Here is a 15,820-nt window from a genome sequence, read left to right as displayed (position 1 = left end):
TGTGATCCGATGATCTATCGCTCGGCTCGTGGCGCGACCGGTCGGTCAACCGCGTAGCCGTAGCCCGCGTGGGGTGGCCCGGAAACCGGCGGCGGTCAGCGCGGCGTGCAGCGGCGAGGACCGCCCCACCGCCTCGCCGTCGGCCCGCTCGACCGACATCACCCCGAGCGCCCCGGAACGTACCGCGTCGCCGAGCGCCCGGGCCGCCGCCGCGAGCAGCTGCTCATCGTCGACAAAGGACAAGAGGGTACGGCCACCGCGCTCGACGTACAGCACAAGCTCACCCCCGACGAGTACGACCAGCGCGCCCGCCTTGCGTCCGGCCCGGTGCCCACCGGCCGGGACCTCGACGCCGTCCCCGGAGTCGACCACCCGCTCCGGCCAGGGCAGGGCCGCGCCGTACGGGTTGGCCGGGTCGGTGGCCGCCAGCACCAGCGCTCGCCCGCCCCGCTGCCCGGACCCGTCCCACCCGTCGCTGCGCCCGCCCCGCTGCCCGGACCCGTCCCACCCGTCGGCACCGCCCGCCCGGTCACTACGGCCGATCCCGCCCGGCTCGGCCAGCGCCCGCAGCCGGTCGACGGCCCCGGGTACGGCGAACTGGGCGGCCCCGAGTCCTTCGACGAAGTAGCCCCGGCGGGCCGCCCCGCGTTCCTCCAACGCCGACAGCACCGGGTAGACGGCGGCGAACCCACCGGTCACCCCTTCGGCGGCGACCGCGCCCCGGGTGACCACCCCGTGGCGTTCGAGTAGCGTGTCGGCCAGCGTCGCACCGCGTCGGGTCGGGTCGGTGTCCCGGTCGGGCAGCAGCGACCAGCGTCCGGCAACGGTCGGCGGGCCGGTACGGCTGGGCAGCGCCACCCGGCCGGGCCGCCGGTAGCGGGTACGTGGCGCACCCGGGCGGGACCGGTGCGCACCACCCCCGCCGAGCGTCACCCGCAGCGGGGCGAGGGTGTCGTTGGTCAACCGGCCGGCCCAGACCAGGTCCCAGATGGCGGCGACCAGCGCCGCGTCGTCGACCGGCCCGAGGGTCGGATCCTCGGTGCCGCCCACCCGGTCGGCCAGGGCCCGGAAGAAGAGGGCCTGACCGTCGTCGAGCGCGGCCAGCACCGCCTCGTGCAGCGGAGTCAGGGCCAGCGCCTCGTCCGGCGGGGGGAGCAGCAGCGGCGCGGTGTCGGCGTACGCCAGGGTTATCCAGCCGTCGCCCCCGCTGATCGAACCGGAACCGGCCCACACCACCTCGCCGCTGGCGCACAGCTCGTCCAGGTAGGCGGGGGAGTAGTCGGCGACCCGGGCGGGCAGGACCAGCCGTTCCAGCGCGGAGGCGGGCACGGCGACGCCCTGCAACTGTTCGACGGCGGCGGCGACCGCCTCGACGCCCCGGCTCGACGCGCCGATCTGCTGCCAGCGGGGCAGGAAGTCGGCCAGCGCCCGGGGCGACACCGGTTCGATCTCCCGGCGCAGTGCGGCCAGGGACCGGCGGCGCAGCAGGCGCAGCACCTCGGCGTCGCACCATTCGGCCCCAGCCCGGTCGGGGGAGAACTCGCCGGAGACCACCTTGCCGGTGGCGGCGAGCCGGCGCAGCGTCTGCTCGACGACGAAGACACCGAGCCCGAACCGGGCGGCACAGGCGGCGGCCGGGAACGGGCCGTGCGTACGGGCGTACCGGGCGACCAGGTCACCGAGCGGGTCGGCCACCGGGGCCAGGTACGCATCGAGGACCCCGACCGGCAGCGCCACCCCGAGCGCGTCGCGCAGTCGGCCAGCGTCCTCGATACCGATCCAGCGCTGCTCACCAGCGATGCGTACCGGCAGGATCCGCCGGGACTGGGCCAACTCGGTCAGCCACTGCGACCGGACCCCACGCTCGGTCAACTCCGCGTCGGAGAGGTCACCGAGCAGTCGGAGCAGTTCGACGGCGTCCTCGGCGTCTCGGGGCCGACGGTCGTCGGTCAGCCAGCGCAGGCGTCGCTCGGTTTCGGCGAGCACCGCCGGATCGAGCAGTTCGCGCAGGTCCACCCGGCCGAGCAGCTCACCGAGCAGGGTCGAGTCCAGCGCCAGCGCGGCGGCCCGGCGTTCGGCCAGTGGCGCGTCGCCCTCGTAGAGGAACGCGCCGACGTAGCCGAAGAGCAGCGACCGGGCGAACGGTGACGGCCGGGGGGTTTCCACCTCGACCAGTCGGACCCGGCGGCCGGCCAGTTCGCGCATCAGCTGCACCAACCCGGGTACGTCGAAGACGTCCTGGAGGCATTCGCGGGCCGCCTCCAGGGTGATTGGGAAGTCGGGGTGGTCCCGGGCCACGTCGAGCAGTTGGTTGGCCTTCTGGCGTTGCTGCCACAGTGGCTGGCGGCGGCGTGGGTCGCGTCGGGGCAGCAGCAGCGCGCGGGCGGCGCATTCCCGGAACCGGGCGGCGAACATCGCCGAGCCGCCGACCGACTCCTCCACCAGTTGGGTGATCTCGTCTGGGTCGAAGGCGACCAGCTCCGCGCCGGGTGGTTCGTCGGCGGTGTCGGGCAGTCGTACGACGATGCCGTCGTCACCCGGCATGACCTGGGCGTCCACCCCGTAGCGCTCGCTGAGGCGGCGGCTGATGGCCAGCGCCCACGGGCCGTTGACCCGGGCCCCGAGCACGCAGTGCACGGCCAGCCGCCAGTCGCCCAGCTCGTCGCGGAACCGCTCCACCACCACGGTCCGGTCGTCGGGCAGGGACCGGGTCGCGGCTCGCTGTTCACGCAGGTAGGCGACGAGGTTGCCGGCCGCCCAGTCGTCCAGCCCACCCGCGCGCAGCGCCGAGGTGGCGGTCTCGTCGTCCTGTCGGGCCAGGGCGCGCACCCGGGCACCGATGGCCCGCCCCAGCTCGACCGGTCGGCCCAGCGAGTCGCCCTTCCAGAACGGCATTCGGGCCGCCTGCCCCGGGGCGGGGGAGACCAGTACCCGGTCCGGGGTGATCTCCTCGATCCGCCACGACGAGGAGCCGAGCAGGAACACGTCGCCGACACGTGACTCGTAGACCATCTCCTCGTCGAGTTCGCCGACCCGGGCGGCCCGTTGCGCACCGGCCAGGAAGACCCCGAACATGCCCCGGTCGGGGATGGTGCCGCCGCTGGTCACCGCCAGCCGCTGCGCGCCGGGTCGGCCGGTGAGCAGGTCGGCTGCCCGGTCCCAGACCAGCCGGGGGCGCAGCTCGGCGAAGGCGGTGGAGGGGTAGCGGCCGGAGAGCATGTCCAGCACCGCGTGCAGTGCCGAGTCGGGCAGCTCGGCGAACGGGGCCGCGCGCCGGACCAGGGCGGCGAGATCGGCGACCCGCCACTGGTCGAGCGCGACCATCGCCACGATCTGCTGGGCGAGCACGTCGAGTGGGTTGCGCGGACTGTGCAGTTCCTCGATCCCACCGTCGGCCATCCGGTCGGCGACCACGGCACAGGAGAGCAGGTCGCCCCGGTGCTTCGGGAAGACGACGCCCCGGGATACCGCGCCGACCTGGTGTCCGGCCCGGCCCACCCGTTGCAGACCGGCGGCGACGCTGGGCGGTGCCTCGATCTGCACGACCAGGTCGACCGCGCCCATGTCGATGCCGAGTTCCAGGCTGGAGGTGGCCACCACGGCGGGGAGCTGCCCGGACTTGAGCGCCTCCTCGATGTGTTTGCGTTCCTCCCGGGAGACGCTGCCGTGGTGGGCGCGGGCGATCACCGGGGCGGCGCCGGTGGCCGTACCGGACTGGGCCATCAGCTCGGCCGGTGGCCGGGTCGGGGCCGGTACGGGTGTGCCGTCGTGGGCGGCGGCCAGCTCGTTGAGCCGGGCACACAACCGTTCGGCGCTGCGCCGCGAGTTGGTGAAGACGATGGTGGAGCGGTGTGCGCGGATCAGGTCGTGCACGCGTTCCTCGACCGCCGGCCAGATCGAGGCGCGGCGGGGCGGACCGCCCAGCTCGTCGTCGACCGACTCGTCCGCCTCGTCCAGCCGGGTCATGTCCTCGACCGGCACCTGGACGCTGACCTCGATCGTCTTGGCGGTGGCCGGGGCGACGACCGTCACCGGCTGTGCACCGCCGAGGAAGTGGGCCGTGGCGTCGACCGGCCGTACGGTGGCGGAGAGCCCGATCCGCTGGGCCGGCCGGGACAGTAGGGCGTCCAGGCGTTCCAGGGAGAGCGCCAGGTGGGCACCGCGTTTGGTGCCGGCCACGGCGTGCACCTCGTCGATGATCACCGTCTCGACGCCGCGCAGGGAGTCCCGGGCGGCGGAGGTGAGCAGCAGGAACAGCGACTCGGGCGTGGTGATCAGAATGTCCGGCGGGGTACGTGCGAACGCCCGCCGCTCGTCGGCCGGGGTGTCGCCGGTACGCATACCGACGGTGATCTCCGGTGGCGGGATGCCGAGCCGGGTCGCGGCGTGCCGAATGCCGGTCAGCGGGGTACGCAGATTGCGTTCGACGTCGACCGCGAGCGCCTTCAACGGGCTGACGTAGAGCACTCGGCACCGACGCTGTCGATCTTCGGGTGGTGTCTCACGGGTCAGCCGATCCAGCGACCACAGGAACGCGGCGAGGGTTTTGCCGGAGCCGGTCGGCGCGACCACGAGCGCGTGGTGTCCGGCGCTGATCGCCTCCCACGCGCCGGCCTGGGCGGCAGTGGGGGCGGCGAAGGCGGCAGCGAACCACTCTCGGGTCGCGGGTGCGAACCGAGCTGTCACGTCGGGCCTCGCCATCAACCCCGCCCCGCCAGTACGTCGATCACGGGTTCCATCCTGCCTCGCGGGTCGGACAGGTTCCGCAGGCGCTGGCGGTGTGCGAGGCGACAACATGAAGAACAGCTGTGGTCTGCCCGTTCTGTGGCTTTAAGTCTTACTTAACTGCTTGCTTGGGCGGAACAACGTAAAGTAACTTTTCTCGCAATGCCGGGTCGAGGCCAAGGAGGACCAGATGGCCGTCGTCGAGCGAGGCAACCAACACGGCACCGATGTCCTCATTCGCAAGGTGAACAGTCACCTCGCCTCGGTGCGTCCCGGCCTGCGCGGTGCCGACCTCAAACTCGCCGAGCAACTCGCGGCTGCCCTTCGTGAGCTGGTCGTCGTCACCACCGCTGCCAGCGCCGCCGACCGGGCCCGAGTACGAGCCGCCGTGCACTACTTCGTCCTGCGCCGGGAGAGTCGGGACCATCTGCTCCCCGTGGGCTCACTTGCCGCAGCACAGCGGGTGGTCAACAAGATCGTCGTGCAACTCGGGCGCCCGGACCTGGTCGTCGAGTCGTAACTCCGGCCTGGGCGGTGCAGCCGGCACCAGGCCGGTGCGTGGAGGCACTCGTCACAAGGCCGAAACATCGACGACCGGTAACGACTCAACCGACCGGTTACACTTTCTCCTCAGCGAGCGGATGCGGGAGGCGATGTGGGCGGAGTGCTGCTGATGCGCCGACCCGTCGGCTGGTTGATCGCCGCAGCCCTCTTCGTCATTCTCTCCATCACCTCGGTGCTCGGTGCCGGCTTCGCCGCCGCGCCCGCCGTCGCCATCGCCGCCGGGCCCGCCTCCATCGGCGCCGCACTCTTCCATCCCACCCCCTCCGTGGGCCGGGACGACGAGAAGACAGCCGGCAGCGAGGCATCCGCCCGCGAACACAGCTTCGAGGAACGGCATCAGCCCGGGGCCGGGCAGCTACCCGCCGTGACCCGGTCAGCCCCGGTGTGGGTCGCCTCGCTGGGATCGGCGGAACCGGCCCTGATCGGCCGCTCCGAACCGGCGTTGTCCTCGCGGGCCGTGCCCGGCAACCCCAGCCGCGCACCGCCCGCCTGACGCCCCTCCCCACGGTTCCCACCCGCCGGTCGTCCCGACCGGTCCGACACCGTACCGCCGTCCGTTCTATCGGCCCGGCTCATCCATATCTCCGGCTTTCTGCCGTCTGATCCGCCGCAGTCATGGACCCTCGACAGGGGCCCATGCTGACGTCTACCTGGAGTACGTGTGCTGCTTTTGCTGACCCTCCACCTTGCCGTGGCGATCTGCGCACCGCTCTTCGTCCGATGGTGGGGTCGGCGTGCCTTCTACCTGTTGGCGTTGGCCCCCGCCGCCACCTTCGTCTGGGCCGCCGCGCACACCGAGGTGATGAGCAAAGGTGGGGCGGTCGCCGAGACGTACCCCTGGATCGCGCAGATCAACCTCGACCTGGCCCTGCGCGTCACGACGCTCTCCTGGCTGATGATGTTGCTGGTCGGCGGCGTCGGCGCGGCCGTACTGGTCTACTGCGCCCGCTACTTCGACGCCGACGAACCCGGCCTCGGCCGGTTCGCCGGGGTGTTCGTCGGCTTCGCCGGCGCGATGCTCGGCCTGGTCGTCTCCGACGATCTGCTCCTGCTCTACGTCTTCTGGGAGTTGACCACCGTCTTCTCCTACCTGCTGATCGGGCACAACCCGGAGAAGCGGGCCAGCCGCCGGGCCGCCTTCCAAGCCCTGGTGGTCACCACCCTGGGCGGCCTGGCGATGCTGATCGGCTTCATCATGCTCGGCCAGCACGCCGGCACCTACCGCTGGTCCGAGCTGATCAACGCGCCCCGGCCCGGTGCCGGCTACCTGGCCACGGCGCTGGTGCTGATCCTGATCGGGGCGCTGTCCAAGTCGGCAATCTTCCCGCTCAGCTTCTGGCTACCCGCCGCCATGGCCGCCCCCACGCCGGTCAGCGCCTACCTGCACGCCGCCGCCATGGTCAAGGCCGGCGTCTACCTCGTCGCGCTGCTCGCCCCGGTCTTCGCACTCACCACCGGCTGGACCGTGATCGTCACCGTCGCCGGGGTGGTCACCATGCTCTCCGGCGGCTGGGCCGCGCTGCGCCAGACCGACCTGAAACTGCTGCTGGCGTACGGCACCGTGAGCCAGCTGGGCCTGCTGATCGTGGTCACCGGCGCCGGGCACCGCAACGCCGCGCTCGCCGGCACCGCCATGCTGCTCGCCCACGCGTTGTTCAAGGCGGCGCTCTTTCTCATCGTCGGTGCCATCGACCGCACCGCCGGCACCCGGGACCTGCGCGCACTGTCCGGGCTGTGGCGCCGTACACCGGTCCTCTTCGGCGCGGCCGTCCTCGCCGCCGCCTCCATGGCCGGCCTCCCACCGCTCTTCGGCTTCGTCGCCAAGGAGGCGGTGTTCGAGTCGTTCGCCGACAACTGGATCGTGCTCGCCGCACTGGTGCTCGGCTCCACCCTCACCGCCGGCTACAGCATCCGGTTCGTCTGGGGGGCCTTCGCCAGTAAGCCCGACGTCGAGCCCAGCCAACCGCGACCGGCCGGCGTGAGCATGCTCGCCCCGATCGGGCTGCTCGCGCTGGCCGGACTCGCCCTCGGCCCGCTGGCCGCCGTCGTGGACAAGCTGCTCACCCCGTACGCCGGTTGGGTCGGCCCGACCGGCTACCACCTGGCGCTCTGGCACGGTGCCACCCCACCGCTGGCCCTGTCGGCCATCGCGCTACTCGGCGGTGGTCTGCTCTTCGTGTTCCGCGAGCGGGTCACCCCCATGGTCCGGCGGGTCCGGGCCCCCATCGACGGGGTGAGCGCCTACCAGCGGGTCACCGGCTGGCTGGACCGGTTCGCCACCGAGGTCACCGCCGCCACCCAGCGCGGTTCCCTGCCCCAGTATCTGGGCATCATCCTGCTGGTCCTGGTGGTCGGCCCGGGGGGTGCCCTGCTGCTCGGGCGGGTCTGGCCACAGCGGGTCGATCTCTGGGACAGCCCGCTGCAACTGGTCGTCGGGCTGGTGCTGGCCACCGCCGCCGTGCTGGCCGTACGAGCCACCCGGCGGCTCGCCGCCATGGTGCTGGTCGGCGTGACCGGATACGGCACCGCGATGATGTTCGTTCTGTACGGAGCACCCGACCTGGCACTCACCCAGTTCCTGGTGGAGACCGTCACCATCGTGGTGTTCGTACTGGTGCTGCGCCGGTTGCCGATCAAGTTCTCGGCCCGGCCGTTACGGCGTACCCGGTGGGTCCGGATCGCCATCGGTGTGGCGGTCGGGGTGGTCATGTCGGCGTTGGCACTGGCTGCGGCAGGGGGGCGCGAGGCTATCCCGATCTCGGTCGACTTCCCCGAGTTGGCCGTGTCGTACGGACACGGGCGCAACGTCGTCAACGTGACCCTCGTCGACATCCGGGCCTGGGACACCATGGGCGAGATCTCGGTGCTGCTGGTGGCGGCCACCGGGGTAGCCAGCCTGATCTTCATCCGGCCGCGTGGTGGCCCGGTGCCCCGTCGGCCAGAGTTACCCACGCCCAGCCGCCGGCCCCGGGGCTACCGGATCTGGTTGCGGGGCGGCCCGACACTGCGGGAACGGCGCCGCTCGATCGTCTTCGAGGTGGTCACCCGACTGCTGTTCCACACCATCGTGCTGTTCTCCATCTACCTGATGTTCTCCGGGCACAACGCACCCGGCGGCGGATTCGCCGGTGGCCTGGTGGCCGGGCTGGCGCTGACCGTCCGGTACTTCGCCGGTGGTCGGTATGAACTGGACGAGGCGGCACCGGTGGACGCCGGCCTGGTGCTCGGGGCCGGGCTGTTCCTCTCCGTCGGTACGGGCGTGGTGGCCATGCTGCTCGGCGGTGACGTGCTGCAGAGCGCCGTGGTCGACCTGCACCTACCGGTCATCGGCGACATCCACCTGGTGACCTCGCTCTTCTTCGACATCGGGGTCTATCTGATCGTGATCGGCCTGGTACTGGACATCCTGCGCAGCCTGGGTGCCGAAGTGGACCGGCAGATCGAGGAGGCGGAATGAACAGCCCGAACCTGGTCCTGGTGGTCGTCATCGGGGTGTTGTTCGCCTGTGGCGTGTCGCTGCTGCTGGAACGCAGCCTGACCCGGGTGCTGCTCGGCATCATCCTGCTCGGCAACGGGGTCAACCTGCTGATCCTGGTGGGCGGCACGAACGGCGGTGCGCCGATTGTGGGCGTCACCCCGGAAGAGGAGATGAGCGATCCGTTGACCCAGGCGATGGTGCTGACCGCCATCGTGATCACGCTCGGGATGACCGCCTTCCTGCTCGCCATGGCGTACCGCAGTTGGCAGTTGTTCGGCCACGACGAGGTCCAGGACGACCTGGAGGACCGGCGGATCGCGGAACGTGCCGAACGGGACGCCGCCTCCGGTCTCGACGACACCGACGACGAAGGCATCGACGACAGTGGCGATGACCTGGAGAAGCTCGACCCCGGGCCGACGACCCGGCGGCAGGGCGGGAACGAGGCGACCAAGTGAACACTCTCGTACCGCTTCCGGTGGTCATGCCACTGTTGGGTGCCGCGCTGACGTTGGTGCTGGCCCGGCACCCCCGCGCCCAGCGGGCGGTCAGCGTGCTCGTGCTCACCGCCACCCTTGCGGTGGCGGCGGCGCTACTGGTGGCGGCCTACCGGGACGGCCCCCTCGTGGTGAACGTCGGCGGCTGGCCCGCGCCGGTGGGCATCGTGCTGGTCGCCGACCAACTCTCGGCGCTGATGCTGGTGGTCTCCGCTGCGGTGACCCTGTGCGTGCTGCTCTACTCGATCGGCGAGGGGCGGGAGGACGGCGACGAGGGCACTCCGCTGGCGATCTTCCACCCGACCTATCTGGTGCTGACCGCCGGCGTGACCAACGCCTTCCTCTCCGGCGATCTGTTCAACCTCTTCGTCGGCTTCGAGATCCTGCTGGCGGCCAGCTACGTGCTGCTCACCCTGGGTGGCACCGACGTACGGATCCGGGCCGGTACGACCTACGTCGTGGTCAGCCTGCTCTCGTCGTTGATCTTCCTCAGTGCGATCGGGCTCATCTACGCGGCCACCGGCACCCTCAACCTGGCCCAACTGGTCGACCGGCTCGACGCGCTGCCGGACAACCTGCGGCTGGTGCTGAACCTGATGCTGCTACTGGCGTTCGGGATCAAGGCAGCGGTCTTCCCGCTGTCATCCTGGTTGCCGGACAGCTATCCGACCGCACCCGCGCCGGTCACCGCGGTCTTCGCCGGCCTGCTCACCAAGGTCGGTGTCTACGCGATCATCCGGACCGAGACGCTGCTGTTCCCCGGCGGCCGAGTATCCGACGTGCTGATGGTGGTGGCGCTACTGACCATGTTGGTCGGCATCCTCGGTGCGGTCGCCCAGTCCGACATCAAACGGTTGCTGTCGTTCACCCTGATGGGGCACATCGGTTACCTGATCTTCGGGGTGGCGCTGGCCACGACCGCCGGCCTGGCCGGGGCGATCTTCTACGTGGTGCACCACATCATCATCCTGACCACCCTCTTCCTGGCCACCGGGCTGTTGGAGCGGCGGGCCGGCAGCACCAACCTGGAACGGATTGGCGGGCTCGGCCGGATAGCGCCCCTGCTCGGGGTGTTGTTCTTCCTGCCCGCCATCAACCTCGCCGGCATCCCGCCGTTCTCCGGCTTCCTCGGCAAGGTCGGCCTGTTGCAGGCCGGGGTGTCGGCCGGCGGGGTACTGCCCTGGATGTTGGTTGCCGGAGGCACCATCACCAGTCTGCTCACCCTCTACGCGATCATGAAGGTCTGGAACATGGCCTTCTGGCGGGCCCCCAAGGTGGACTCGCCCGACGTGCCGTCCCGGCTGTCCCCGCTGATGGTGGGCTCGACCCTCGCCCTGGTCCTGCTCGGGGTGGCACTCACCCTGGTCGCCGGGCCGCTCTACGAGGTCAGCGCCGACGCCGCCGAGCACCTGCGAGAACGCTCCCCGTACGTCGATGCGGTCTTCCCAGGAGGTACGCCGTGACCCCGCCACCAGCGCAGCCCTCCGCTGAGCCGCCAGCGGAGCGGCCGGCTGAGCCGACTACTCAGCCTTCCGCCCCGCCACCGCCACCCAGCGTCGAACAGCGGAAGCGGTCGGAGTTGTCGGAGTCACCAGTGATCGAGTCACCGCTGACCGAGCTGGAGCCGGAGACCCCGCGGGTCGTTCCGCCGCGTACCCGATGGCGGGACCAGGCGGTCGCGGTGGGCTGGCTGATCCTGGTGTGGAACCTGCTGTGGGGTGAGTTCACCTGGGGCAACATCGTCGGTGGTCTGGCCGTGGCGCTGGTGGTGCTGCTGTTCTTCCCGCTGCCGCCAGTGACCTTCGAGGGGCGGCTCCGCCCGATCGGCCTGCTCCGGTTCGGAACACGGTTCATCTACGACCTGATCACAGCGAGCGCCCAGGTCGCCTGGACCGCCCTGCGACCGCGCTACCAGCCGCGCAACGCGATCATCGCCGTACCGCTGCGGGTGCGCTCGGACCTCAACCTCACGCTGACCGCCGAGGCGGTGTCGCTGGTCCCGGGCAGCCTCATCGTGGAGGTGGACCGGTCCGCCGGCGTGCTCTACGTCCACGTACTCGACGTCCGGGGCCCCGAGGACCTGGACCAGGCTCGCCAGGACGTGCTGGACCTGGAGGCCCGGATCCTCCGGGCAGTCGGTTCGAAGGCCGAGTTGCGTCAGTTGCAGCAGTCTCCCATCGACCGAGGAGCAATCATATGACCGCCGTCGTCGTGATCGTCACCGCTCTGCTCGCCATCGCGGCGGTGCTCGCCCTCATTCGGATCGCCCGTGGTCCCTCCCTGCTCGACCGGGTCGTCGCCACCGACGTCCTGCTCTCCGTGGTGGTCGGTGCCCTCGGTACGGAGGCGGCGATCAACCGGCACGCCACCACCCTGCCGATCATGGTTGTCCTCTCCATCCTCGGTTTCGTCGGTTCGGTGGGCGTCGTCCGCTTCGTGGCGCGGGAGGAGTCGTGACCGGGGGCGAGATCATGGACATCCTGGCGGCCGTCTGCCTGATCATCGGGGCGCTGTTGAGCCTCATCGCGGGAGTGGGGCTGGTGCGCTTTCCCGACGTGCTGTCCCGGATGCACGCCGCCACCAAGCCGCAGGTGCTGGGCCTGCTGCTCATCCTGATCGGGGTGGGGCTGCGGCTGCGTACCGGGCCGGATCTGACCACCCTGCTGCTGGTGGGCGTATTTCAGCTGGCGACCGCCCCGATTGCCGCGCATCTCGTCGGGCGGGCCGCCTACCGGGCCGGCCGGTGTGAGAAGGAACGTCTGGTCGTGGACGAACTCGCCGACCAGCCGGTCCGCCACCACGCCGACTAACCCGGCGCGCGACGCTCAGAGGTGGGCACCTGAGCGCTGAGAGGTTAGGAAGGGCCCCTTCCAAGGCAGAAAGCGATAAGAAGGGGCCCTTCCTTGCACGTACAGCGAATCCCCAGGTCATGCCGATAGACTGACCGAATGATCGAATCCACTGCCCAGGAGGGCAGTTATAGCCAGCCGGGTTGGACCCGGCAACATCGGGCCCAAGTACCGTCCCGGGGAGCCCTGAGCAACCCGTGTTGATCGCGCTTGGCCTTCTTCTGATCATCCTGTTGACCGCCGCGACCGGCTACTTCGTGGCCCAGGAGTTCGGTTACATCGCCGTCGATCGGGGCAAGCTCCAGCAGCTCGCCGACCAGGGCGACATCGCTGCCGAACGGGCCCTGAAGGTAACCGGTCGGCTGTCATTCATGCTCTCCGGTGCCCAGCTCGGCATCACCGTCACCGCGCTGCTCGTCGGTTACGTGGCCGAGCCCTTCCTGGGTGACGGACTGGCCGACCTGCTCGGCCTGACGGGGATGTCGCGGGCGGTCAGTCTGCCGCTCTCCGTGGCACTCGCCCTGATCATCGCCACCATCGTGCAGATGGTGCTCGGCGAACTCGCCCCGAAGAACCTCTCCATCGCCCGGCCCGAGGCCGTGGCTCGGGCGCTCAGTCAGTCCACGCTGATCTACCTGGCTGTCGCAGCGCCGGTGATCAAGCTCTTCGACATGGCCGCCACCCGGCTGCTACGTCGGGTGGGCATCGAACCCATCGAGGAACTGCCGAGCGGGGCCACTCCCGAGGATCTGGAGCAGATCATCGCGGAGTCCCGTCAGGAGGGGCACCTCGACGCGGAGATGTCGAACCTGCTCGACCGAGGGCTGGACTTCCGTCAGCTCACCGCCGGTGAGGTGATGGTGCCCCGGGTCGACGTGCACACCGTACGGGCCGACGAGCCGGTCAGCCGGGTCGTGCAGCTGCTGGACACCGGACACTCCCGGTTCCCGGTACGCGGCACCGAGGGCGTCGACGACCTGGTCGGCGTGGTCGGTATCGCCGACGTACTGGGAGTCCCCCCGGAGCAGCGGGGTAAGACCTTGGTCAGCGCGGTGGCCGGACCGCCGCTGCTGGTGCCCACGACGCTGCTGCTGCCGACGGTGCTGGACCGGCTGCGCGCCGGCCACCGGCAGCTCGCCTGTGTGGTGGACGAGTACGGCGGCTTCGCCGGCGTGATCACCCTGGAGGACATCGCCGAGGAGCTGGTCGGGCCGATCCGCGACGAGGACGATCCGCCCGAGCGGGCCCCGATGCGGCAGGCCGATGGTTCCTGGGTGGTTCCGGCCCGTTGGCGCATCGACGAGGTCGCCGACAGCACCGGTATCGCGCTGCCCGAGGCGCCGGAGTACGACACCATCTCCGGACTGGTGATGCGGGAGCTGGGCCGGGTGCCCGAGGTGGGTGACCGGCTGGAGATCACCCTCGCCGCCGAACTGGACGCCGAACTGCCACCGAGGGCGTTGGTCGAGGTACTCGCCGTCGACCGGCACGTGGCCGACTCCGTACGGCTGGAGGTGGCCCGATGAGTACGACCTGGGCACTACTGTTCTCCCTGGCCCTGCTGGCCTTGAATGCCTTCTTCGTGGCGGCCGAGTTCGCTCTGGTCGCCAGTAAGCGCTACCGCCTGGAGCAGGCCGCCGCCACTGGTGGCCGGGCGGCTCGGGCGGCGTTGGCGGGCAACCGTGAGTTGTCGCTGATGCTGGCCGGTGCGCAGCTCGGTATCACCATCTGCACCCTGGGGCTCGGTGCACTCGCCGAGCCGGCGATCGAGCATCTGGTCAGCCCGGCGCTGACCGCCGTGGGACTACCGGAGGCGACCAGCCACATCATCGCGCTGGTGTTCGCGCTGATTCTGGTGACCTTCCTACACCTGGTGGTCGGCGAGATGGCCCCGAAGTCCTGGGCCATCACCGACCCGGAACGTTCGGCATTGCTGCTGGCGTTGCCGTTCCGGGCGTTCGCCCGGTTGGTTGGGCCGGTGCTCTCGGTGCTGAACGGCATGGCCAACGCCACGCTGCGGCTGGTCCGGGTGAACCCGCAGGACCAGTTGGCGCAGGCACACGGGCCGCAGGAGTTGCGGATGCTGTTGGAACAGTCCCGGGAGCACGGGCTGCTCGCCGCCGACCAGCACGAGATGCTGACCAGCATGCTCGAACTGCAGGGGACCCTGGTGGCCGACGTGATGGAACCGGTGGACCGGATCGTCTCGGTGCACCGGGACGACAGCGCCGAGCGCATCGAGCAGGTGTGCCGGGACAGCGGCCGGTCGCGGCTGGCTGTGCTGAACGGCCCCGGCGAGGTACTGGGCGTGGTACACGTACGGGAGGCGGTCCGGGCCACGACGGCGGGTCGGGTGACGACGGCGCAGGAGTTGATGACTCCGGCGTTCAGCCTGGCCACCACCGCGTCGGTGACCGAGGCGGTCGCGGCGATGCGGGCCGACCAGGTGCAGTTCGCCATGGTGACCAACGGGGCGGGCACCGGCCGGCCGGTGGGCTTCGTCGCGCTGGAGGATCTGCTGGAGGAGGTCATCGGCGAGTTCGATGACGAGACCGACCCGGTGCCGCGTGGGCGGCGAATGCGCTGATGAGCGGGCATCCCTGCCGTGGGGGTGGAGGCGCTGACTAGCAGTGTCCCCAGCGCTCACGGTGGTGGAGACGCTGACTAGCGGCGTCCCCATCGCCGACAGCGGAGGCGCCGAGTAGGGGGCATCCTCGCGCGGGCGTCACCGGGGGAGAGGGGGACCCTGGTGACCATCGGGGGGATGCCGCCCGGGCTGGGTGCCACGGGCCTGTCGGTCAATACCGTCCTGACGAATCCGAGCACCCGGCCAGGGCTGCGTCTGCCCGGCCGGGTGGTCCTCACCGCCGGCTCTGCCGACGTACCGGTGGAGCAGGTCGTACTCGGGCTGGTCACCCAGGTGGAGCCGGACGACCCGGCCGCCGGCCGGGTCCTGATGGAATTCCACCGGGTGACCGTGGCCGGTCCGTTCGTGGTGCCGGCGGGCCAGCGGCGGGCGGTGGCGTTTGCCCTGGCGATGCCCTGGGAGACTCCGGTGACGGTGCTCAACGGCCTGCGGCCGCTCACCCTGCGAATGGGGTTGCGCACCGAGGTCGGGGTCGACCCGATGTTCGACCAGGGCGGCATGCTTCCGGTGTACGTACATCCGCTGCCCGCCCAGGAGCGGATCTTCGCGGCGTTGGCCGCGTTGGAGTTCCGCCTGCGGCAGACGGGACTCCAGTCGGGGCGGCTGCCCGGGGTGGCCCAGACACTGCCGTTCCACCAGAAGATCGGATTCTGGGCTCCGCCCCTGTATGCCGGGCCCTTCTCCGAGCTGGAGGTGACCCTGGTGACCAACCGGTACGGCGTGGAGGCCATCTTCGGCCTCGACCGGCGGGCGGCGATGGCCGGGGCGGGGCACTACAGCCTTAGTCGGTTCCGGGTGCGGCACATTTCGCCCGGGAGTGATGGCGACTGGGTGAACCTGATCGATGGCTGGCTACGGCAGGCGATCAACCGGCATGCCTACGCGGCGTCCGGCTACCGGAATCCCACCCCGATCGTGGAGTCGGCGAACGTGACCCATCCGCCCGAGGACACCCAGGAGAGCCACTCGCCCGAGGCCGCCGAGCAGGGCACCGCTGGCGGTGGCCCGGGAATCGGCGGCAGCGGAGGAGGCGGCGGCGACGGCACGTGAGAGGTGTTAG

Annotated in this window: 12 protein-coding genes; 11 read left to right on the top strand and 1 reads right to left on the bottom strand. The window is 70.8% G+C overall.

Annotated elements, in window-relative coordinates; all coding sequences use genetic code 11:
* Nucleotides 1-45: 45 nt before the first annotated feature.
* Nucleotides 46-4,701, bottom strand: coding sequence for an ATP-dependent helicase (locus tag ACWDV4_RS11930; protein ID WP_449977150.1), 4,656 nt, complete (start codon nt 4,699-4,701; stop codon nt 46-48).
* 214 nt (nt 4,702-4,915) lie between these two features.
* Between ACWDV4_RS11930 and ACWDV4_RS11925 the strand changes: the two genes are divergently transcribed.
* The 11 genes from ACWDV4_RS11925 to ACWDV4_RS11875 all read left to right on the top strand — a co-directional run bounded on the left by ACWDV4_RS11925 (nt 4,916) and on the right by ACWDV4_RS11875 (nt 15,810).
* A complete protein-coding gene (locus ACWDV4_RS11925; protein WP_449977148.1) occupies nt 4,916-5,245 on the top strand; it encodes a hypothetical protein in 330 nt (109 codons plus the stop codon).
* A gap of 135 nt (nt 5,246-5,380) precedes the next feature.
* Nucleotides 5,381-5,782: a hypothetical protein gene (locus ACWDV4_RS11920; protein WP_449977145.1), complete on the top strand. Its 402-nt coding sequence runs from the start codon at nt 5,381-5,383 to the stop codon at nt 5,780-5,782.
* Between the two features lie 168 nt (nt 5,783-5,950).
* Nucleotides 5,951-8,746, top strand: coding sequence for a Na+/H+ antiporter subunit A (locus tag ACWDV4_RS11915; protein ID WP_449977142.1), 2,796 nt, complete (start codon nt 5,951-5,953; stop codon nt 8,744-8,746).
* Entirely contained in the window at nt 8,743-9,225 is a 483-nt protein-coding gene (locus ACWDV4_RS11910) for a Na(+)/H(+) antiporter subunit C (protein ID WP_449977139.1), read from the top strand. Before ACWDV4_RS11915 ends, ACWDV4_RS11910 begins: the two co-directional genes overlap by 4 nt.
* A complete protein-coding gene (locus ACWDV4_RS11905; protein WP_449977136.1) occupies nt 9,222-10,727 on the top strand; it encodes a Na+/H+ antiporter subunit D in 1,506 nt (501 codons plus the stop codon). Before ACWDV4_RS11910 ends, ACWDV4_RS11905 begins: the two co-directional genes overlap by 4 nt.
* Nucleotides 10,724-11,464 (top strand): Na+/H+ antiporter subunit E, encoded by a 741-nt coding sequence (locus ACWDV4_RS11900; RefSeq protein ID WP_449977133.1) that lies wholly within the window; start codon nt 10,724-10,726, stop codon nt 11,462-11,464. Before ACWDV4_RS11905 ends, ACWDV4_RS11900 begins: the two co-directional genes overlap by 4 nt.
* On the top strand, nt 11,461-11,721 hold the full coding sequence (locus tag ACWDV4_RS11895; protein ID WP_449977131.1) for a monovalent cation/H+ antiporter complex subunit F: 261 nt from the start codon (nt 11,461-11,463) through the stop codon (nt 11,719-11,721). The genes ACWDV4_RS11900 and ACWDV4_RS11895 overlap by 4 nt, the downstream gene beginning before the upstream one ends.
* A complete protein-coding gene (mnhG, locus tag ACWDV4_RS11890; RefSeq protein ID WP_449977129.1) occupies nt 11,718-12,074 on the top strand; it encodes a monovalent cation/H(+) antiporter subunit G in 357 nt (118 codons plus the stop codon). Before ACWDV4_RS11895 ends, mnhG begins: the two co-directional genes overlap by 4 nt.
* A 236-nt stretch (nt 12,075-12,310) precedes the next feature.
* Nucleotides 12,311-13,639, top strand: coding sequence for a hemolysin family protein (locus ACWDV4_RS11885; RefSeq protein ID WP_449977126.1), 1,329 nt, complete (start codon nt 12,311-12,313; stop codon nt 13,637-13,639).
* The gene (locus ACWDV4_RS11880; RefSeq protein WP_449977124.1) at nt 13,636-14,700 is read left to right on the top strand and encodes a hemolysin family protein; all 1,065 of its coding nucleotides are present in this window, start codon (nt 13,636-13,638) and stop codon (nt 14,698-14,700) included. Before ACWDV4_RS11885 ends, ACWDV4_RS11880 begins: the two co-directional genes overlap by 4 nt.
* Before the next feature lie 177 nt (nt 14,701-14,877).
* Nucleotides 14,878-15,810 carry a sporulation protein gene (locus ACWDV4_RS11875; RefSeq protein WP_449977233.1) on the top strand — a complete coding sequence of 311 codons (933 nt, stop codon included), beginning with the start codon at nt 14,878-14,880 and terminating at the stop codon, nt 15,808-15,810.
* Nucleotides 15,811-15,820: the final 10 nt, after the last annotated feature.

The organism is Micromonospora sp. NPDC003197, from assembly GCF_053590565.1.
Note: the sequence above shows the minus strand (reverse complement) of the source record. Positions and strands in the feature narration are given on the sequence as shown.

Bases quoted from the DNA above. Each gene is read 5' to 3' on its own strand.
- ACWDV4_RS11930 (WP_449977150.1), bottom strand. From the start codon at position 4,701: ATGGCGAGGCCCGACGTGACAGCTCGGTTCGCACCCGCGACCCGAGAG.
- ACWDV4_RS11925 (WP_449977148.1), top strand. From the start codon at position 4,916: ATGGCCGTCGTCGAGCGAGGCAACCAACACGGCACCGATGTCCTCATT.
- ACWDV4_RS11910 (WP_449977139.1), top strand. From the start codon at position 8,743: ATGAACAGCCCGAACCTGGTCCTGGTGGTCGTCATCGGGGTGTTGTTC.
- ACWDV4_RS11895 (WP_449977131.1), top strand. From the start codon at position 11,461: ATGACCGCCGTCGTCGTGATCGTCACCGCTCTGCTCGCCATCGCGGCG.
- ACWDV4_RS11880 (WP_449977124.1), top strand. From the start codon at position 13,636: ATGAGTACGACCTGGGCACTACTGTTCTCCCTGGCCCTGCTGGCCTTG.
- ACWDV4_RS11875 (WP_449977233.1), top strand. From the start codon at position 14,878: ATGCCGCCCGGGCTGGGTGCCACGGGCCTGTCGGTCAATACCGTCCTG.